Annotated in this window: 22 protein-coding genes; 5 read left to right on the top strand and 17 right to left on the bottom strand. The window is 43.8% G+C overall.

Translation table 11 applies throughout. The features are described 5' to 3' along the window. The first annotated feature begins 142 nt into the window (after positions 1 to 142). On the top strand, positions 143 to 997 hold the full coding sequence (locus QNI29_RS05675; protein ID WP_231418235.1) for a DUF2268 domain-containing putative Zn-dependent protease: 855 nt from the start codon (positions 143 to 145) through the stop codon (positions 995 to 997). Between the two features lie 21 nt (positions 998 to 1018). After that, the gene (locus QNI29_RS05670; RefSeq protein ID WP_284526889.1) at positions 1019 to 1576 is read left to right on the top strand and encodes a DJ-1/PfpI family protein; all 558 of its coding nucleotides are present in this window, start codon (positions 1019 to 1021) and stop codon (positions 1574 to 1576) included. A 58-nt stretch (positions 1577 to 1634) separates the two neighbouring features. Here the strand turns inward: QNI29_RS05670 and rbsB are convergent, their stop codons facing one another. From rbsB to QNI29_RS05640, 6 genes are read right to left on the bottom strand one after another with little or no spacing between them, the layout of a single operon-like run. Further along, complete coding sequence (rbsB, locus tag QNI29_RS05665; protein WP_231418237.1) at positions 1635 to 2567, bottom strand: ribose ABC transporter substrate-binding protein RbsB; 933 nt, start codon at positions 2565 to 2567, stop codon at positions 1635 to 1637. A 10-nt stretch (positions 2568 to 2577) separates the two neighbouring features. Beyond that, positions 2578 to 3534, bottom strand: a complete 957-nt coding sequence (gene rbsC, locus QNI29_RS05660; protein ID WP_231418238.1) for an ABC transporter permease subunit — start codon at positions 3532 to 3534, stop codon at positions 2578 to 2580. Continuing rightward, the gene (locus QNI29_RS05655; RefSeq protein ID WP_231418239.1) at positions 3527 to 5017 is read right to left on the bottom strand and encodes a sugar ABC transporter ATP-binding protein; all 1491 of its coding nucleotides are present in this window, start codon (positions 5015 to 5017) and stop codon (positions 3527 to 3529) included. The genes rbsC and QNI29_RS05655 overlap by 8 nt, the downstream gene beginning before the upstream one ends. Positions 5018 to 5033: 16 nt before the next feature. Beyond that, positions 5034 to 5420, bottom strand: a complete 387-nt coding sequence (gene rbsD / locus QNI29_RS05650) for a D-ribose pyranase (RefSeq protein ID WP_231418240.1) — start codon at positions 5418 to 5420, stop codon at positions 5034 to 5036. Beyond that, entirely contained in the window at positions 5417 to 6307 is an 891-nt protein-coding gene (gene rbsK, locus QNI29_RS05645) for a ribokinase (RefSeq protein ID WP_231418241.1), read from the bottom strand. Before rbsK ends, rbsD begins: the two co-directional genes overlap by 4 nt. Positions 6308 to 6312: 5 nt before the next feature. Continuing rightward, complete coding sequence (locus tag QNI29_RS05640; RefSeq protein WP_231418243.1) at positions 6313 to 7290, bottom strand: LacI family DNA-binding transcriptional regulator; 978 nt, start codon at positions 7288 to 7290, stop codon at positions 6313 to 6315. Between the two features lie 467 nt (positions 7291 to 7757). On the opposite strand from QNI29_RS05640, the gene QNI29_RS05635 reads away from it, so the two are divergent. The 3 genes from QNI29_RS05635 to QNI29_RS05625 all read left to right on the top strand — a co-directional run bounded on the left by QNI29_RS05635 (position 7758) and on the right by QNI29_RS05625 (position 8471). After that, positions 7758 to 7916, top strand: coding sequence for a hypothetical protein (locus QNI29_RS05635; RefSeq protein WP_231418245.1), 159 nt, complete (start codon positions 7758 to 7760; stop codon positions 7914 to 7916). Beyond that, positions 7892 to 8194, top strand: a complete 303-nt coding sequence (locus tag QNI29_RS05630) for a hypothetical protein (RefSeq protein WP_231418247.1) — start codon at positions 7892 to 7894, stop codon at positions 8192 to 8194. The genes QNI29_RS05635 and QNI29_RS05630 overlap by 25 nt, the downstream gene beginning before the upstream one ends. 91 nt (positions 8195 to 8285) lie before the next feature. Then, complete coding sequence (locus QNI29_RS05625) at positions 8286 to 8471, top strand: hypothetical protein (RefSeq protein WP_231418248.1); 186 nt, start codon at positions 8286 to 8288, stop codon at positions 8469 to 8471. 71 nt (positions 8472 to 8542) lie between these two features. Here QNI29_RS05625 and QNI29_RS05620 read toward each other — a convergent pair whose 3' ends face one another. The 11 genes from QNI29_RS05620 to QNI29_RS05570 form a co-directional block, all read right to left on the bottom strand. Continuing rightward, complete coding sequence (locus QNI29_RS05620) at positions 8543 to 8995, bottom strand: DUF4181 domain-containing protein (protein WP_231418249.1); 453 nt, start codon at positions 8993 to 8995, stop codon at positions 8543 to 8545. A gap of 273 nt (positions 8996 to 9268) precedes the next feature. Then, a complete protein-coding gene (locus tag QNI29_RS05615) occupies positions 9269 to 9520 on the bottom strand; it encodes a hypothetical protein (protein WP_231418250.1) in 252 nt (83 codons plus the stop codon). 36 nt (positions 9521 to 9556) lie between these two features. Next, the gene (locus QNI29_RS05610) at positions 9557 to 9757 is read right to left on the bottom strand and encodes a hypothetical protein (protein ID WP_231418251.1); all 201 of its coding nucleotides are present in this window, start codon (positions 9755 to 9757) and stop codon (positions 9557 to 9559) included. A gap of 260 nt (positions 9758 to 10017) precedes the next feature. Further along, entirely contained in the window at positions 10018 to 10437 is a 420-nt protein-coding gene (gene arsC / locus QNI29_RS05605) for an arsenate reductase (thioredoxin) (protein ID WP_231418252.1), read from the bottom strand. Positions 10438 to 10450: 13 nt separating this feature from the next. After that, entirely contained in the window at positions 10451 to 10600 is a 150-nt protein-coding gene (locus QNI29_RS05600) for a hypothetical protein (protein WP_231418254.1), read from the bottom strand. 25 nt (positions 10601 to 10625) lie between these two features. After that, positions 10626 to 11918 (bottom strand): arsenic transporter, encoded by a 1293-nt coding sequence (locus QNI29_RS05595; RefSeq protein ID WP_231418256.1) that lies wholly within the window; start codon positions 11916 to 11918, stop codon positions 10626 to 10628. A gap of 15 nt (positions 11919 to 11933) precedes the next feature. Next, complete coding sequence (locus QNI29_RS05590; protein WP_231418258.1) at positions 11934 to 12278, bottom strand: ArsR/SmtB family transcription factor; 345 nt, start codon at positions 12276 to 12278, stop codon at positions 11934 to 11936. Between the two features lie 413 nt (positions 12279 to 12691). Beyond that, positions 12692 to 14197 carry a glycoside hydrolase family 32 protein gene (locus tag QNI29_RS05585; protein ID WP_231418261.1) on the bottom strand — a complete coding sequence of 502 codons (1506 nt, stop codon included), beginning with the start codon at positions 14195 to 14197 and terminating at the stop codon, positions 12692 to 12694. Positions 14198 to 14222: 25 nt separating this feature from the next. Next, positions 14223 to 14825: a YesL family protein gene (locus tag QNI29_RS05580; protein WP_231418263.1), complete on the bottom strand. Its 603-nt coding sequence runs from the start codon at positions 14823 to 14825 to the stop codon at positions 14223 to 14225. Positions 14826 to 14852: 27 nt separating this feature from the next. Beyond that, positions 14853 to 15881, bottom strand: coding sequence for a LacI family DNA-binding transcriptional regulator (locus QNI29_RS05575; protein ID WP_231418266.1), 1029 nt, complete (start codon positions 15879 to 15881; stop codon positions 14853 to 14855). A gap of 245 nt (positions 15882 to 16126) precedes the next feature. Continuing rightward, positions 16127 to 18316, bottom strand: coding sequence for a GH32 C-terminal domain-containing protein (locus tag QNI29_RS05570; RefSeq protein WP_231418268.1), 2190 nt, complete (start codon positions 18314 to 18316; stop codon positions 16127 to 16129). Positions 18317 to 18330: the final 14 nt, after the last annotated feature.

Genomic DNA, 18330 nt, shown 5'->3' with positions numbered 1-18330 from the left:
TTATTCTATAGATGATCCATAAACCTCAGTTTCTGTCTCTACTGAATACGATGACATTATTACTACGTAACATTATAACAAGGTTTATGGAAATTTTTGTAGAAAGGTAGTGTGAAGGGATATAGAGGAAAGGGGAAGGTTGATGAAGATTATTGATGTGGTAGAGCCTTTTGTAAAGGATTACAAACCAACCGTCTTTTACTTAGATGAGTATTACAGCACCTATCAGCAAGATTATGAGCAGTACTTCATGTATCACTGTTTACATAAGGAACAAAAGAAAGAGCGAGCGATTCGTCTACATCCTAAGAAACTACCAGAGCTTTTGCCTATGCGGGATGTATTCCTGAGAGAGATTCCGCGGATTGCTGGTGAGTATGAATCAATGTTTTCGATTCAATTTACGAAAGACGTCCATTTACTGGTTGGGTTATATGGAAGTAATGCGTTTACCTATCGTCAATATAACCCGGAAGTGGCTTTTTGTTTAGAGAAACTTCCTTACAATGAGAAATCGATTCGGTTAATTATTGCCCATGAATTCGGTCATGCCACGCACTTTGTTTATAGCAATCAGAACAACCTTTCTTGGGACCTTGTCGATTGGAATAGTCCCTACACTTGGCTATTGCAGGAAGGGATTGCTACTTACCTTTCCACAAGAATCGTTGAAGCTGATCTTGATGAATACTTCTCGTTTGAAGCAGATGTAGAATGGATTTCCTTCGCTCAAGAACAGGAGGCAAGGATCGCTAGCTTATTCCAAGAAGACGTCGAAAATATAGACGCTCGTTCCATGATGAAAGAGTGGTTTTCTATAAATGGTGGAGCTCATCTTGGAGTTACGCGTTTGGGGTATTACCTTGGGTACCAAATCGTTACCAATCTGCTCAAACGGTATGATATAGAAGAGATCTTAATGTTATGGGAGAAGGATTCGTTTACGGCGATCATGAAGGAAGAACTACAACAGATAAGGTACGTATCAAGAAAATAAAAAAATGAAAGGATGGATCCATTGAAAGCATTATTCCTATTATATGATGGCTATGTTGATTGGGAGATTAGCCCTCTTTCCTACATCCTAAGCGTGACCAATTGTGAGGTTGAAACGACGGCTCTCCAGTCGGAGGTGACGCACTGCGGACAATTTACAGTGAACGTTACAAAAACGATAGACGAATGCGTGGCTGATGAGTATGATCTTTTCATTATTCCAGGAGGAGATCCTGAGCCGCTTTTAGAAGAACGTCAAATCTTGAACCTCATTCAGGAATTTGATCAGAAGAACAAGTGGATTGCTGCGATTTGCGGAGCTTCTACTTTCTTAGGGAGAAGCTCTGTTTTACGAGAAAGGGAGTATTCTACATCGATCGAAATAGAAGACTTTCCTACTTGCTTTGATCCGGCTTATAAAAGTAAAGCTGATGTGACGGTGTGCGAGAATTTGATTACCGCTGAAGGAAATGCGTATGTTGAATTTGCGGTGGCTGTTGGGAAAGAGCTTGCTTTATTTGAAGATCGTGAGGATGAACTAGAGACCGTTTTATTCTTTAAAAATCAGTTAAGAAGTTAATACGAAACCCGGGTCTTAGACAGTTTACTGCATAAGACCCGGGTTCTCTATAACATTTTTATTCTTCTACATTTTCTTCTGTCACAAGTTTAAGCGGTACCGGAATTGTTTCTTCAACTTCTTCTCCATCAAGGACATCTTGGCCAGCTTGTACAGCAAGTTTACCGATCTCAATCGGTTGCTGAGCGACGGTTGCGGATAGGTTACCGCTCTTGATACTACTCATGGCATCGTCATTACCGTCAAATCCTACAACAAGAATATCGCGGCCTGAGCTTTGTATCGCTTGATACGCCCCAAGGGCCATTTCGTCATTGTGCGCGAAGACGGCTTCGATGTCTGGGTTCCCTTGTAGCATGTTTTCCATCGTATTCAGACCTTCTGTGCGGTCGAAGTTGGCGGTTTGTTTCGCCACAACGTCTAACTGTTCATCAGCGATATTGTGGAATCCTGCTCCACGTTCACGGGTAGCAGATGCACCTGGAACGCCTTCTAGTTCAGCGACTTTGGCGCCTTCACCAACTTGCTCCACAATGTACTTCCCGGCCATTTCGCCGCCTTTTTCGTTATCTGAGCTGACTAACGTTTCGACGTCTCCTTTTTCAGCGGAGCGATCCAGTGTAATGACTGGGATGCCTAGACTGTTAGCAGACTGAACGGCTGTTGAGATTGCTGCTGAGTCCGTTGGGTTAATGAGCAGAACATCAACGCCCTGTTGAATTAAATCCTCTACATCGTTGACCTGTTTCGCTGCGTCATTCTGAGCGTCAACGACTACGGCTTCCATTCCCTGTGCTTTCGCCTCTTGCTCGACGCCTTCTTTCATCGATACGAAGAAAGGATTATTTAATGTAGAAACGGATAGTCCGACCTTCACGTCCCCTTCCCCGTTGCCTGAGCTTGGCTTCGCCCATTCAGGCGGTTGCAGGGAACAGGCGCTAAGGAAAATAAGGACGAGGCTCATCGTTAATAATAGACGTAATTTTCTCATGTTTATCCCCCTATGCTGCTTTCTTTCGGTCAATTAATACGGCGATGATAATAACGACACCCTTCACAACCATCTGGAAGAAGGAAGAAACGCCAAGTAGATTCAAGCCATTATTCAGCGTACCGATAATAAGTGCACCAATTAGTGTTCCTACAATTAAACCACGTCCACCTGATAGACTCGTTCCACCTAGTACAACAGCGGCAATTGCGTCTAACTCGTACGCTTCACCCGCTGTTGGCTGAGCCGAATCAAGACGGGATACTAGAATTGCACCTGCAAGGGCAGACAATAGACCTGCAAGGGAATACACCATTACTTTCACGCGTGATACATTAATTCCTGAAATAAGAGCCGCTTTTTCATTTCCACCAATCGCATACGTCTTACGACCGAATGGCGTTTTGTGTAAAATCACCCACAGAACAGCGAAAGCAAGAAACATCGTAATCGCTGGTACCGGAATGCCTAGGAAGTACCCACGTCCGAACAACTGGAATGCATAGCTATCGCCAAGACCTGTAATCGGGTTTCCGTCTGTATACACAAGCGTTAAACCGCGGAACATCGTCATGGTTGCAAGAGTTGCGATAAACGGTGCCATTTTTCCTTTTGTCACGAGTAGACCGTTCACAGCTCCCATTACCGCACCTAGTAAACAACCAATAATAATTGATAGAATCGGATCAAGACCAGACACCATCATGCCTGCCATTAAAGCACTCGACAATGCCAGTACGGAACCGACCGATAAATCAATTCCACCTGTTAAGATAACGAACGTCATTCCATAAGCGATTAGTGCATTAATCGCGACTTGCCTGAAAAGATTTAATAAGTTCAATGGATCTAAGAAACTTGAGTTAAAAATCGATACAACGATAATAAGAGCGAGCAGTCCGACAAACGGACCTAATTTCTGTGTGATGTTTCCTACCTGTTTTGCCCCTTTGATTGCACTATCCATTCACTTGACCCCCTGTTGCTAATGTCATTATTTTCTCCTGATCGGCTTCATCCCGGTTCAGCTCTCCTGCAATGGTCCCCTCATGTACAACGAGAACACGGTCGCTCATGCCAAGAACTTCTGGTAGTTCTGAAGACACCATAATGATGGCTACTCCGCGGTCTGTCAGTTCATTCATTAACTGATAGATCTCCCGCTTCGCCCCGACGTCTACTCCGCGAGTTGGTTCATCTAAGATCAGCACTTTCGGACCAATCCCAATCCATTTCGCAATGACGACTTTTTGCTGATTTCCGCCTGATAGATTCTTCGCTTCTGTTTTAGAAGATTCTGTTTTAACCGTGAGGCGTTTAATTAGCATGTCGACAAATTCTTGTTCTTCTTTTTCCTGAATTAAGCTATTCTTCGTAAAGCTCCGTAAGCTCGGTAAGGCAATGTTGTCTTTAATCGGAAAGTCTAAAACAAGACCTTCTCCTTTTCGGTCTTCTGTAATAAATCCTAGACCTAGCTTCACCGCCTGACTTGGATTCTTTACATCTACTTTCTGGCCATTGACGAAGATCTCGCCTTCGTACTTCCCATCTAAGCCAAAAAGCGTACGCATGATCTCTGTGCGGCCTGCTCCCATTAATCCGGCCACTCCGACAATTTCACCAGCGCGAGCGGTAAAGTGAACATCCCGAAAGACCCCTTTTCGCCCGAGCCCTTTCACTTCAAGCACTGACTCACCCGGCTCGGGAGTTCGTTCCGGGAATCGGTCTGTAAGTTCTCTTCCGACCATCTTCCTTACGACATCATCAAAACTCGTCTCTGGAATTGGTGTGGTATCAACCGTTTGACCATCTCGCATGACGGTAATCCGGTCGCAAATCGTAAAGATCTCTTCCATACGGTGCGAAATGTACACGATTGATACCCCTTGTTTTTTTAACGAACGAATAACATCGAATAGCTTCTCAATCTCACGGTCAGTAAGAGCAGCTGACGGCTCGTCCATAATGATCACTTTCGCATCGGTCATGAGTGCTTTTGCGATTTCAATCATTTGCTGTTCCCCGACTGAGCACTGACCAGCTTCTTTATGAAGGGGAATCGAAACCGCTAGTTTCTCAAATTGCTCGTTCGCAATCGCTTTCATTTTTTTCGTTTGAATAAGACCAAACTTGGTCACAGGCTCTTTATTGATAAACAAGTTCTCTAATACCGTTAGATCCGGCCAAACATTGAGCTCTTGATGGATAAACGCGATCCCAAATTCCTCGGCTTCTTTTGGATTAGCAAACGTACGCGCTTCCCCGTCGATCATAACGGTCCCTTCGTCTTTCTGATGAAGGCCTGTGAGAATTTTCATTAATGTCGATTTCCCCGCTCCGTTCTCTCCCATTAGAGCGTGAACCTCTCCTGATTCAATTTCCATATCCACACCTTCGAGCACCTTATTGGTCCCGAAGGCTTTGTGAATGTTCTCCATAGAGATCTTCATGTTTCATCCCCCTTTGTTAGAACGTAACGCCAGCGTGCAGGATACAGTTTGCATAAGGGGTAACTTCCCCTGTTCGAATGACGGCTTTAGCGTTCTTCAGCTGTTGTTTCAACGATTCATGTGAGATGTAAGCAACGTCTTCGAATGATTTCTTAAACCCCTCATGTACGTCTTGATTCTGTTCCATTTCGTTCGCAACGGTCGTTTTCTCCACAACCATCTCTTCCTTTAATAGAGCAACGACATCCAAGAAGCGGGGAACCCCCTGCTGTAAGGATAGGTCGATCTTAGGCACCCCAACTGGTATCGGAAGGCCGGCATCGGCCACAACAATGGTGTCGGTATGACCGAGATCAGCGAGTATTTTGGCTATATGACTGTTTAGGATCCCGTTACGCTTCATTTGTTCAGCTCCTTCTCTACTTCCGTTCTGGTTGGCATGCCACCCTGGGCCCCGAAGGCTGTAACCGATAAGGCAGCTGCTTGATTCGCAAATCGCAAGGAGTCAAACAACGCTTTACCTTCAGCGATGGCTGTTGCAAAGGCTGCGTTAAACGTGTCTCCTGCCCCTGTTGTATCAACAGCTTCTACCGGGAAAGATGGCACAACGACCTCCTCCTGTTCATTAAAGAAACGAACGCCCGCTTTTCCTTCTGTTATAAACAGCTTGTTCGGATAACGCTTCAATATATCTGAAAGGGTCTCTCCCTCAAATAAAAGGGCAGCTTCGTGTTCATTAGGCGTGAGATAACTCACTTGTTCAATGACCTCTTGTGGGATCTCTCTCGCTGGTGCCGGATTTAATAGAAGTGGAACGCCTAACTCTTTACACAAGCGAGCTGTCTCGATCACCGTTTCTTCTGGTATCTCTTGCTGAATTAAGACCACATCACACTCGGCTAGTCGCACGCGAGCTTTGTTCACGTAGTCTGGCGTAACGTGATCATTCGCGCCTTTCACAACTACGATGCTGTTATCTCCTTCAGCTAAAATAATGTGCGCCGTTCCACTCTTGGTATGTGTAACCGGTTCCACATAGTCGGTATGAATCCCTTCCCGGTTCAGATTCTCCAAAATTTCCGTTCCATATGGATCATCTCCTACCCGTCCGATCATGTGGACGTCAGCTCCAAGTCTAGCGGCCGCAACGGCTTGATTGGCTCCTTTTCCTCCTGGGACGGTTTCAAAAGACTCCCCTAAAACCGTCTCCCCAGCTAATGGACGTCTGTCCGAGGTAACCACTAAGTCCATCGACGAACTGCCTATAACTGCAATTTTTGGTTTATTCATGATCTTCATTCCTTTCTAGTCGTATCTCGTTCTATAAATTCAACTGGCATCTCAATCGTCGTCTCGATCCCTGGTTCTTTCTTAATCGTCTGTAAAAGTAACTCCGCTGCCGCTTGCCCCATTTCATAAGCTGGCTGGCGGATCGTGGATAGGGGCGGGTAAGAAAGACTGCTTTGCGGGATATCGTCATACCCGATAATTTGTAAGTCTTCAGGAATTCGCTTACCGAGCCTAAGCGCTTCGTGGATAATGGCGATTCCAACAATGTCATTACTGGCGATGACCCCGTCTGTGTTCGGATATTTCTGAAACAGCTCTTCCGCCCATCCTTTTGCGTCTTCAAAAGAATAAGACGTGGTGGCGAGTACAGAAAAATCAATATCCGCTTCACTCAACACTTCTACCGCTCCTTTGAAACGGTCTTGTGCAGGTTTCACGTGGGCAGGCCCTTTCATGAGTGTAATCCTCTCGGCTCCTTTTTCAATGAGGGTGCGCGCCGCTAGCCTTCCACCTTCCCGACCATCGCTATAAACAGAAGGATACTGATCTGTTGTACGATCTAATAGGACAAGGGGAATCTGTAAGGCGTCATAAATATTTTGATCCACATGGTTTGTCGCTGAAATCATGCCAACGACGTTATTCTGGACGAACGTCTGAATATAATCAAGTTCTTTCTCTAGTTCTTCATCGCTGTTTCCAAGTAACAGCCGATAGCCCGACTGATTCACTGTATCTTCAATCCCTCTGGCAAGCTGAGGGAAGAATGGGTTCGTTATGTCTGGTAATAATAGTCCGATCAGTTTCGATTCCCGTTTATACAGGGAGCGAGCGACTTCGTTCGGACTATAATTTAATGTATTCATGGCCTTCTGGACTTTCTTTTTCGTTTCTTCCCCTACGTAGCCATTTTCGTTTAGCACGCGTGAAACGGTGGCTACTGATACACCTGCCTCACGGGCAACGTCTTTAATGGTAATCATGTTTTCACTCCCTGGGTTATGTGTAACCGGTTACACATAACTTAACATAGGTTTGTAATCGTTTTCAATACTATTTTTTTAATTTAATTGTTTCTTTGTGTTAACTCAGGAGGTTTAGAGAATGTTTCCGTTAGCTTATGTTGGAGTGAAAGGTGGTTCGGGAAATCACTCGCTTTCCGCGGCGAGCTGGGGAGCCTCCTCAATCGCTACGCGCTTTCCGGGGTCTCCCCTAGGCTCCTACTGCCGCAGGAGTCTCGCAATTTCCCGAACCACCTCTGCCATATATGGTGTAACGGAAACATACCATATGCGGAAATTCAAGTACCTTCCCGCTCTTAAGAGGGGGCCGTGAAAAGCGAGTAGTCTCCCATTCCAAGACTCTTCAAACATGACGGTCCATTCAGGTTAGAAGGTTCGTGCAGATTCATACATTAAATGGTAATATATTGGATATAGGAGGGATGGATATGTTAGCTACACCCTTTGGTCCTCTTCAACTGATTGTAGATGGCAGGGACATTCCGTATCAGGCTGTTCGTCTCCCAGTTGATCGCTCCTGTCCGGATGTTGAGGGTTGCTTTAGAGGAAGGAGTGTTTTGACTTGGGTAAACGTCATGCTTTTTTGAGCCAGTCTTTCATTGGCCTCATGTTATGTGTGGTCTGGTTTTTCTTATCTGCTTTTTCAGAAGGGTTTCATCGATTTGTTCTGCATGAGATCGGATGGCATCCGTTACTAGTTACAATCATCGTTCCTCTTTTTGTTTTTGTGTGGGGAATCGTTGAGTTGGTTAAAGTGAATCAACCTATAACTTCTTTGGTTAATCTAGGCGTCATGATCGGATCACTGCTTCTTTCCGCGGTTTCTTTATTTACTCTTTTCATGGGCCTCCTTTACTTAGATTAGATATGAACTTAATCGACTATACATTTTCTGTTAACTCTAAATATTTTTGTGTTAACATTATAATAAAGAAAATGTTGGTTAGGGGGATTTAATGAATAATCGTGTTCGATTTATAGTTGGGATCATTGGCTGTATCTTGTTATTTGGCATGGGGCTATACCAACTTGCCTTTGGACCTGAGGGAAACTATCCCGACTGGTTGTTGTGGTTTTTTGTCATCAGTTCTCCTATCTCTGCGATGGGAATGTATAGAAATTATAAGAGTGCGTCTCCGTGATGCACAAACGGCAAATAAGAACGCTTGGGTTATAAAACCCAAGCGTTTTTAAATCTTATTTATTGAGTTTACTAGCTACTAATCCATCCTAATAGAGATTCTATATTAGCCATAATAATAAGACCAACTATTAGCACTATGGTTGTACTAATATACTGTTTTGAATCTTTTATATAGATAAACTCTATAACTGCCTGAAATCCTAACAATAAGGCTAGATAGGTCATCCAATATAACTTCACAAAGTGATCTGAACCTTCTTCGATGGCAAACCATAATGTGCTTAAGAAGATGACTAGTAAAATCCCCCGGCCCCATCTATCGATATGTTTACCAGGTGTTTCCGAAACTTTTTTCTTTTGTATCCCAAATGTTTTGTTTGTTACTTTTTCTATAACAAGCATCAAAAGAAGTAAAACTAGAAAAAAAACTACATATTTCATATAATCCCCTTTGCTATTTAAACATTTAACCCACCCCGTTAATACTACAAGGAAAATTTCTATTAGATTTAATAGTTCCATTATGCTATACTAGTCTAGCGATGAGCTGAATTGCATAAGACGAGATTGACGCGCCTTTATGGCAAGGCACTAATGTGGAGTGCTGTCTCTCGCCGCAATACGCAAAGACGTCCTTCATAGGACGTCTTTTATTTTTGGAAAAATGGGCTCCTCGATATGTTAAACCCTTGTGCAATTTGTCGTAAACATAAATTCTTCTAGCATCTCTCAATATTAACTGCCACATTTGACAGTTTCTTGTTCAGCTATCGCACCCCTTAGTGCAGTAACAAATTATTTTCTTTTGAACCATTCACATAATTTGTTTACACCAAACGCAAATCCAAATAATGTTAATCCAAATAGTAATCCAAGAAGTGCCATAGGTAACATTACAAAAAGTATAAAAAAGTTACTTGGTACTATTTGAGGCAATACAAAATATAGTAATGCACTAATAACCATAACTATTAATGTAATTACAGCCACTTTCATTACATTGTTCATCTTATGAAAACATGAACAAGTAGCCCATACATTTGTCATTAGTTACTCCCCCTTGCGTTTTGTTATATCTGTATTTCAATTTAACTTATCCGCTATATCCCATAATAAACCGACAATAACACCTAAAAATATTGATATCCCATAAAGGTGAGTCATGTCGGAATCTGACGAAATACTTAATACAGCATTAACCGTCCATCCTGCTACGCCTCCTCCAATTACAGATATTAATGTTAGTCCTTCATTTCTCTTTTTTTCAGCTTTTTTCACTTTCACTATGTAACACTCCCTGTTTAGCCATATTCATAATTCCTTTATTAAACAATCTTGCCGCGTTAGTTTACGTACATCCCTTCACAAACTCACCAATCATTTTAACATATTCTAACAGTCCACTATCCTAATTTAATAAATCAGCAAATGTATAAACATTTACTCCAAAAAAGAAATAGCACAAAGACAACAGCTATTGTCTTTGTGCTAGTTGATCTGCTATTCGAATGTTTCTAACAAAAGTGCAACTGCTTTTCTTAGATTTATTCCCCTGTTTCAGCAAAGTGCTTAATGCGCTCGCCAATCTCGTCACGGACACGCTGGAAGAATGCCCATTTTTCTTCTTCTGTTCCTTCTGCTTTCGCTGGGTCATCAAATCCCCAGTGCTCTCTTCGAACGTGAGCCGGTGTCATTGGACATTTGTCGTTTGCATCGCCACAAAGGGTTACGACAAAGGCAGCGTTATTTAGGATCTCTGGATCAATGATATCTGACGTTTGATCTGTGATATCCATATCCACTTCTTTCATCGCTTTTACCGCATTCGGATTCAGGCCGTGTGCCTCAATACCAGCGCTTTTCACGTCCCATTTGTCACCAAGGTAGTGTTTGCCCCACGCTTCAGCCATTTGGCTACGGCAAGAGTTTCCTGTACATAAGAAGTATAAAACGGGTTTGTTCATGTTGGTGTCTCCTTTATTGTTCGTTATTTTTAATGATGATTTTAAGAAGAGACTTCATCTCTTCCTGGTCTTTTTGCTGCTTTTTTAGCATCGTTCCAAGATGATGAACTTTGAACGATAGATAAATGATGATTAGAAATGAAACTAGTATAACGAATGGCATTCTTTTCTCCTATTTAAGGTTAGACTTACAGCAGTAGCAACGTGAGATAAAGCCCCACTAGTGTAATAAATAGTGTTGGTACCGTAAGAATAATCCCGATCTTGAAGTAGTATCCCCATGAGATCTTCACGCCTTTTTGAGATAGAACATGAAGCCAGAGTAACGTTGCCAGGGAACCGATTGGCGTAATCTTCGGACCTAAGTCACTTCCGATTACGTTCGCATAAATGAGTCCTTCTTTCATAATGCCCGTTGCACTAGAATCAGCGATCGCGATGGCATCAATCATGACAGTCGGCATGTTATTCATAACAGAAGATAATAGCGCAGCAATGAAGCCCATCGCTACTGTGCCGACAAACAAGCCTTGATCCGCTGCTGCTTCAATCACGTTCGCTAACACGTCGGTTAATCCAACATTACGAAGTCCGTATACGACAACGTACATGCCGATCGAGAAGAACACAATCGCCCACGGTGCTCCTTTTACAACCTTACCTGTCTCCACAACCGAGCTTCTTCGTGCCATCAGTAAGAAGAAGATCGCAACAATTCCTGCGATAATCGACACCGGTACGGTCAAAAATTCACTGGCGAAGTAGCCAACAAGGAGGACCCCAAGTACCCACCACGAAAGGCGGAACATCGTGTGATCCTGAATGGCTTCTTTCGGCTCCCGTAACTGAGTGACGTCGTATTTACGCGGAATGTCTTTGCGGAAATACAAGAAGAGCACAATAATACTAGCCACTAATGAGAAGATATTCGGAATAATCATGCGGGAAGCATATTCAATAAATCCGATATCAAAGAAGTCAGCTGATACGATATTCACGAGGTTACTCACCACAAGTGGCAATGAAGTCGTGTCGGCGATAAATCCACTTGCCATAATAAATGGAAAGATCTTTCTTTCCTCGAAGTTCAGCGCCCGTACCATCGCAAGTACGATCGGCGTTAAGATCAAAGCAGCCCCGTCATTTGCGAAAAGAGCAGCGACCCCTGCCCCGAGTACAGATATGAATATAAACATTTTTAATCCATTACCGTCAGAAAGGCGAGCCATATGAAGAGCGGCCCATTCGAAAAATCCAATCTCATCTAAAATTAATGAAATGATAATAATAGCAATAAACGCTAAGGTCGCGTTCCATACGATGCCGGTTACCGTTACAACGTCTCCGAAATCCACAACGCCCGCCACTAATGCCAATACAGCTCCGGCACATGCGCTCCAACCGATTCCAAGGTTCTTCGGCTGCCAGATAACAAAGACAAGCGTAATGAGGAAGATCGCGACTGCAATTCCTACATTCATTCTCTAAAACTCCTCCTACTCACACACAATCCGTTTACCAGACTGCTCGAGTGCTTCTATTTTCTCCTTCTGATCAGGCATATGCGTAAGTATGTCTGAAATGAGATCAACGGCCGCATGATCCTCATTAAGAGAATAAAACATCCAATGCCCTTGCCGCTTCTCCTTCACAATTCCCGCGCTGCGTAATTTTTTTAGATGCTGACTGACAGAAGGCTGAGACATCTCCAAGATCTCCACCAGTTCACACACGCAAAGTTCCTGATCCTTCAAAAGCCCAACAATCGTCAAGCGCGTCTGATCCCCTACTAGTTTCAGAACTTTAGAGCTTTCCTCTACTGATAATAATGGTTGACTCATCTACCTGACCTCCTTTTTAAGGGGTGATATGTAGTTTCATATGCAAATCCAATACGATTATATAAGCGTTCTTTTATATAAGTCAATGCTTATATTCAAAAAAATCCCCCCCTTCATTATCTGGATTCATCTGTGCCCTTTTGAAAGCTCTTAACCTTCGAAAGGGCACAGACTCAAAGGCTCTCTTACCTTTTAAGGTCTAATGTCATGAAAAAGGTCACAGATCTAGCTCTTCTATGACCTTTTCACACTCTTTAACAATGAAAAGGTAACAGATTAAGCCTCTCTCTTCCCTTTTAGACTAAAATGTACCCCGAAATGTCACAGAACCACCAGCAGAGCCACCCGAGACAGACCCCGCTTCAAAAGCCCACAAAAAAACACTCTGACCTAAAAGACCAGAGTGTTTCCATTTATTCTGAAACCTGTTTCCACACCGATTTAAGTGGCGAAACCCTTGCTTTGTGCACATAAGCCGTTCCATCTGTTGAGAGCTCGAGCCCAAGACTTTCTTCACCTGGGAAAACAAGATTCGTCAGCACGACCTCACCGTCTCCACCGAACACCTCAACAGATGACCAATCCACAAACACCCTGAGTTTCAGACGTCCATCAGGTACGTTTAACGTAATCGATTGCGTCATGGCGAAAGATTGATGGAAAGAGGCATCTCCTGAGCGTCTTCGATCAAATGATAGCGTGCTGCTTGAGACATCGTACTCGATGACAGTCTCTTCTTTCTCTGATTGTAAAAGCCCGAGTCGAACGCTCCCTGTATACGTCACATCAAGATCAAGCTCAAGATCAAGTGCATTCCCTTTAAGCCCTTTAAACAGATTCCCACCAGACTTTAACTCCATATCTTCAAACGTTTGACCCTCATTACGAATCGATTCAATATCAGGAACTGGTGTCTGGATTAAGCGGAACCCTTCGCGCGTTGTTTTTAAAGAAAGTTCTCTAGGAAGCGTCATCGCACTTCTCCAGGTTGAGGTCGGCGTATCAATGGCATAGCGCCAGTTGCTCATCCATCCCATAAATACACGTCTCCCTGACGCCATCGGAAGGTCAGACCATGTGACTCCTGCATAGTTATCCCAGCCACGGTCTACCCACAGAACCTTCGCACTATCGTGGTCATTTACAAACGTCTTGCCATCGAACTCGCCTACAAAGTACTGCGTTTTCGAGCCTTCTTCTACATCCGGTTCATCTCCAAGGCTGACGAGAAGCACCCACTTCTTCTTATCCGTCGAGTGATCAACCGGAAGCTGAAACAAGTCCGGGCATTCCCATACACCCTGATGAGACCCTTCTCCGTCGCCAAACTCACTTACAAACTCCCAGTCTATAAGATTAAGAGACGTATACATGCTGACCGTTTGGCCAGAAGCAATCACCATCACCCAGCGCCCTGTATCCTCGTGCCAGAATACTTTCGGATCCCGGAAATCTATAATTCTTGGCTCAGCGAGAACCGGATTTCCATCATAAGGCGTCCATGTCCGTCCATTGTCTTTACTATACGCAAGACTCTGGCGCTGACGGGGTTTATCCGTTCCAGGATACTCATCCGCATGTGTAAAAATGGCCACAAGCCCGCTTTCGCCTCCAAAGAAGCCGGTAGTATCATGCCAATCCACCACGGCACTTCCTGAGAAAATCATGCCGTTCTCATCTGGCTTAAGCGCAATCGGCAAGTGCTCCCAGTGTACCAAGTCTTTACTGACCGCGTGGCCCCAGTGCATCGGTCCCCACACATTACTATTAGGATGGTATTGGTAGAAGAGATGATACTCCCCGTTGTAATACACCATTCCATTCGGGTCATTCATCCAGTTCTTCTCTGGCGTAAAGTGGAACTGCGGCCGGTATTTCTCCTGGTAATAGCTTGTTGATGCTGTATGCTCGACTGTCATCGTGAACATCCTTTCTACTCCATCGTTAGGATTCATATACGCTCAGCGTGTTAAACGCTTTTAAGAAAATGAAGCAAACAAAATAGGCAAAGAAACTCGTTATGAAAAATAAGCCTGCCGGATTCATAAATAAAAAGTATCCGGTTCCAATTGAAACGAAGCTTAAAAGGATGGTATAAAGCGGATTAGCTATTAATAAAAGAAGCGCATTCCGGATTAGGAAATACCACGTCGTTTGTACATGAGCCATCATTGGGAACACATACATCGTAAGAAGACCATACAAGAGCGCTACTGCGATGGTTAAACAGAAAAGAATCGTTTGGGTGATAGAGCCTGAGGGTTCAATCAGCTGAAAGTTCCCATATAGAGAAAGACCGATAATCGTCCATATGACAGATAGCCCTATACCTTGACGGAAGTTTTCTTTAAACAGCTTAAAGAATGGACGGAAAACGCCGTCCTCCTTGTTCTCTAGCTGCCACGCTCTCACGACACCAAACATCGCCACAGTAGAAGGGAAAATCGTGATAACAGGGATACAAGAAATCGCCCAAACAACGCTTAAAAGCAGAAAGTCAACGAGCTTCTCGATATATACGAACAGCTTACTCTTATAAATCCCCATTTCGTGTTCCTCCCTTTCTTTAGCGCGTTAGCATGACTGTCTTTCTTCAAGGCGCGAAGGTAGACTGATATGCCTCGTCTCCGCCTCACGATCTTCCAATCTCGCAATCAATAATTCAGCTGCTTGTTCTCCGATTTCATGAATAGGCTGCTTGATCACCGTCAGAGGCGGATTCGTAGCCTCCGTCCACTCGTAGTTATCATAACCAATCATGGCGAGGTCGTCTGGGACTTTAATATTCCGTTCGTTCAATGTCACCACAGATCCTAAGGTGAGGATATTGTTGGCCACCATCACCGCTGTACAGTTTGTTTCCTCAAGCAATTGCGCCATCGCTTTTTTACCCGCTTCTAATGAAGGCTCTTCAATGACTACATGTTCTTCTTTATAGGAGAGATCATACTCTCTTAAAGCATCTTTATATCCAGCTATTCGTTCATTACTTGTGGTTAATCCGAGGGGACCTGAGATATAGCCAATATCTTTATGACCTTTCTCGATTAATAAACGAATCGCATCGTATGTGCCCTTATAGTTATCGACAAGAACGCAGTCACAATCTATGCCCATTGGTTCTCGGTCTATAAACACGATTGGCATTTGTTGCTCGAATTCCTTCAGGTAACTATGATCCCCGTAGGTCGGGGCCATAATGAGGCCATCAATCATTTGGTTTTTGAACATGTTTATTTGCTGCATTTCACTCTCAATATCTTCATTAGAGTTGCTTAAGATCAGCTGATAACCGACTTCCTTCAGCTTCTTCTCAATGCTATGAGCCACAGCCATAAAGAAGAATCCGGATGTATCCATTTCTTTCGCCGGAATAATCAAGCCAATCGTTTTAGAAGCATTACTCCTAAGACTTCTTGCAATGAAGTTCGGGCTATAGTTGAGTTCTTTCATCGCGTCGTATACTTTTTTCTTTGTATTCTCCGCGACATACCGCGTTCCGTTAATCACATGAGAAACGGTAGCAGTTGAAACCCCCGCCTGTTGTGCGACATCCTTCATTCTTGATCTCATTCCGTTTCCATCATCTCTTATGGTGCTCATAGCATATTCTCCTCTGCATTAAGTACTATTTTTCCATTCATATCTAAAAAATCTAGCAAGTATTATAATGATCGAACGTAATCGATTACGTTTCTAGTAAAAAAATTTAGCAAACACGAATAGAAACCGTTTTCATTGTTGATCTATCAATAGTATACGGTTTTCATAGTCTTATTGTCAAACCTCTTCCTTCCCCTACAAGGAGGGGAAGGAAGCCCTTTTTGATGTGCTCTTTCACATGAATATTAGTGAATCGAATTCATCTCCCAAACGTCTAAAGAAACAATCTCTGCCTCATCACTTCCCCAGAGCTCAACTCCCTCTGCTATAACTCTAGGATATGTCCTTGTCGTGATGCTTTTTAACCCATTGGCATAGCACTCAACCATAGAACGATCCACATAAATGTGAAGATCTATGTCCTTCCCACCAATATCAAGGGGGCCTCCTTGTTCCTCTCCATTAGCCTTTCGAACATTTAACGTCCCTTTCTCCCGGTTGTAATAGACAAGCGTCCCTTCTGAACGGTCTTCCGATTGACGCACTTTCACGCCAGCTCTGTCTCCACTTACCTTTAAGCGAATCTCAAGCCGATCTCCTTTTACGTGAGCTAATTGTTCACTGGCCTGATCCAACGAACCATCTTTAAATGTGAGCAACTTCTCCCCGCGTAAACGTTGAAGCTCCTCAATTGGCCTCATACCTAACTGACCATCTTCCCTGAGCCACAACTCAACAGGAAGTCCTCCATTGTGAGCCCAGCCCGCATCATATTCTTCCTGCAAACTTCTCCGCCCCTGAGCAATTGTAAACAGGATGACTCTCCCTGTTTTCGGATCTTTCATGGCGCTTGGTCCTGTGAAATGAAAATCTCCAAGGTCCATAAGCTTTGGCTCATCAAAGTCAGCAGTAAACGTAAGGGAGCTTACATCCCACTCTCCAATCCAGTAAAACACTTCAACATCAGCTCCTTCTCCAACAGGGCTAATAATGAAGATGTGTTTCTTGTCACTGATTGGCAGCAGAATCGGCAACTCCCACACTTCACCTAAATAAGGGTAGTTCTGCTCCCGATCTGAACGAAGAACGCCTTTATACTCCCAATCTACTAAATTATTAGAAGCAAAAAGTAGAACAGCGCCACATACTCCCTCAATTCCTGAAGCGACAATCTGATACCACGTCTCCCCTTCTTTCCATACAAACGGATCCCGGAAGCCATCGTGATGAAGCCCTTCACCCTCAGGTTGTAACGTGACAGGTTCAGGATGCTTCTCCCACTTCGTTAACATGGGGTCTTGATCCTCGGTGTATGTACTCTGGGCGAGACCCGTCATTTGATTGGGGGCTTTTGTTTTGTTCCCTGCTGTAAAGAATAAGACAGGTGTCCCGTCTTCCCCGTAAGTGGCATTGCCTGACCAAATTCCATCAGGAGCAAGGTCATCGTCTTCAGTTTCAATGGCTACAGGTAAATCGCGCCAATGCACCAAATCCTCACTCACCCAGTGGCCCCATTGAATATTGCCCCAGTAAGGTCCTTGAGGATTATGCTGGTAGAATAAATGATAATACCCATTAAAATAGAGGGGCGCATGTGGTTCATTCATCCAGTGACCTGGTGCTGTTAGATGATACTTCGGTTTATGTGGGTCCTGGTCATAGATCTCACGCCTGATCGATATTTCTTCATAGCTAATTGATGGAAGGATCCCCTTCGTTTTATTAAGCTTATTTTGAAATCGCTCCTGAATCTCTTGATCGGACTGCACTTCATTTTGAATAGAAATTTCATCGATAAGTCCACCAAACGTGTTCAGATTAAAAACGCCGCCAATAGAGATTGGATCATTATGCCTTCCGATATAGAAAGGACCAGGAAAGGGTTCCATTTTAATAGGAGAGGCAAACGATTCACAGGCTACTCGCTCCCCATTCAAATAAAGAGTAATAGCCTCGCCACTAAACGTTGCAACGATGTACGACCACTCTCGAATCGGGAGAGATTTAGAGGCCCATACTTTAATCAATGTTTCCCCAGTCCCTACCTTTAGAGCCCATTTTCCGTGCTGATGCAAGCCTAACATAAACCCTTGCTTGTTCCTGCTATTCAACTGGCTTACGATACCAGTTAACCGTTCATCCTCATTGCCTCCAAATGAACGAGGGGCAACCCAGGCCTGAATGGTAAAAGAATCTGTCATCGCATCTCTTATCCCCTCTTCACGTTCAATCCACGTTGAGTATCCGTCAAAGAGGAGCGCTTGATCCACTATTCCTTGTCGCCACTGTGGTTCACGGATGGCTTCAACGGAATGGTTGCTGAACACATAATGAATTGAGTCCTGTTGCCTACTCACCCCATCATTTACCTTGCTCCCATAGCCTTCATTGAAAGCCCAGTGCGCCACAATCTGTTTTGTTTCATTTGAGAACATTCCATCACTTCCTT

Origin of the sequence: Pontibacillus chungwhensis, assembly GCF_030166655.1 — a bacterium.
Lineage (GTDB): Bacteria > Bacillota > Bacilli > Bacillales > BH030062 > Pontibacillus.
This window is presented reverse-complemented; position numbering and strand designations above follow the sequence as displayed.

Bases quoted from the DNA above. Each gene is read 5' to 3' on its own strand.
- QNI29_RS05640 (WP_231418243.1), bottom strand. From the start codon at position 7,290: ATGATTACCATTAAAGACGTTGCCCGTGAGGCAGGTGTATCAGTAGCC.
- QNI29_RS05675 (WP_231418235.1), top strand. From the start codon at position 143: ATGAAGATTATTGATGTGGTAGAGCCTTTTGTAAAGGATTACAAACCA.
- QNI29_RS05580 (WP_231418263.1), bottom strand. From the start codon at position 14,825: ATGGGGATTTATAAGAGTAAGCTGTTCGTATATATCGAGAAGCTCGTT.
- arsC (WP_231418252.1), bottom strand. From the start codon at position 10,437: ATGAACAAACCCGTTTTATACTTCTTATGTACAGGAAACTCTTGCCGT.
- QNI29_RS05575 (WP_231418266.1), bottom strand. From the start codon at position 15,881: ATGAGCACCATAAGAGATGATGGAAACGGAATGAGATCAAGAATGAAG.
- QNI29_RS05620 (WP_231418249.1), bottom strand. From the start codon at position 8,995: ATGGAACTATTAAATCTAATAGAAATTTTCCTTGTAGTATTAACGGGG.
- QNI29_RS05600 (WP_231418254.1), bottom strand. From the start codon at position 10,600: ATGCCATTCGTTATACTAGTTTCATTTCTAATCATCATTTATCTATCG.
- rbsB (WP_231418237.1), bottom strand. From the start codon at position 2,567: ATGAGAAAATTACGTCTATTATTAACGATGAGCCTCGTCCTTATTTTC.
- QNI29_RS05570 (WP_231418268.1), bottom strand. From the start codon at position 18,316: ATGTTCTCAAATGAAACAAAACAGATTGTGGCGCACTGGGCTTTCAAT.
- QNI29_RS05615 (WP_231418250.1), bottom strand. From the start codon at position 9,520: ATGACAAATGTATGGGCTACTTGTTCATGTTTTCATAAGATGAACAAT.
- QNI29_RS05635 (WP_231418245.1), top strand. From the start codon at position 7,758: ATGTTAGCTACACCCTTTGGTCCTCTTCAACTGATTGTAGATGGCAGG.
- QNI29_RS05655 (WP_231418239.1), bottom strand. From the start codon at position 5,017: ATGAAGATCTCTATGGAGAACATTCACAAAGCCTTCGGGACCAATAAG.
- rbsK (WP_231418241.1), bottom strand. From the start codon at position 6,307: ATGAATAAACCAAAAATTGCAGTTATAGGCAGTTCGTCGATGGACTTA.
- QNI29_RS05585 (WP_231418261.1), bottom strand. From the start codon at position 14,197: ATGACAGTCGAGCATACAGCATCAACAAGCTATTACCAGGAGAAATAC.
- QNI29_RS05625 (WP_231418248.1), top strand. From the start codon at position 8,286: ATGAATAATCGTGTTCGATTTATAGTTGGGATCATTGGCTGTATCTTG.
- rbsC (WP_231418238.1), bottom strand. From the start codon at position 3,534: ATGGATAGTGCAATCAAAGGGGCAAAACAGGTAGGAAACATCACACAG.
- rbsD (WP_231418240.1), bottom strand. From the start codon at position 5,420: ATGAAGCGTAACGGGATCCTAAACAGTCATATAGCCAAAATACTCGCT.
- QNI29_RS05595 (WP_231418256.1), bottom strand. From the start codon at position 11,918: ATGAATGTAGGAATTGCAGTCGCGATCTTCCTCATTACGCTTGTCTTT.
- QNI29_RS05590 (WP_231418258.1), bottom strand. From the start codon at position 12,278: ATGAGTCAACCATTATTATCAGTAGAGGAAAGCTCTAAAGTTCTGAAA.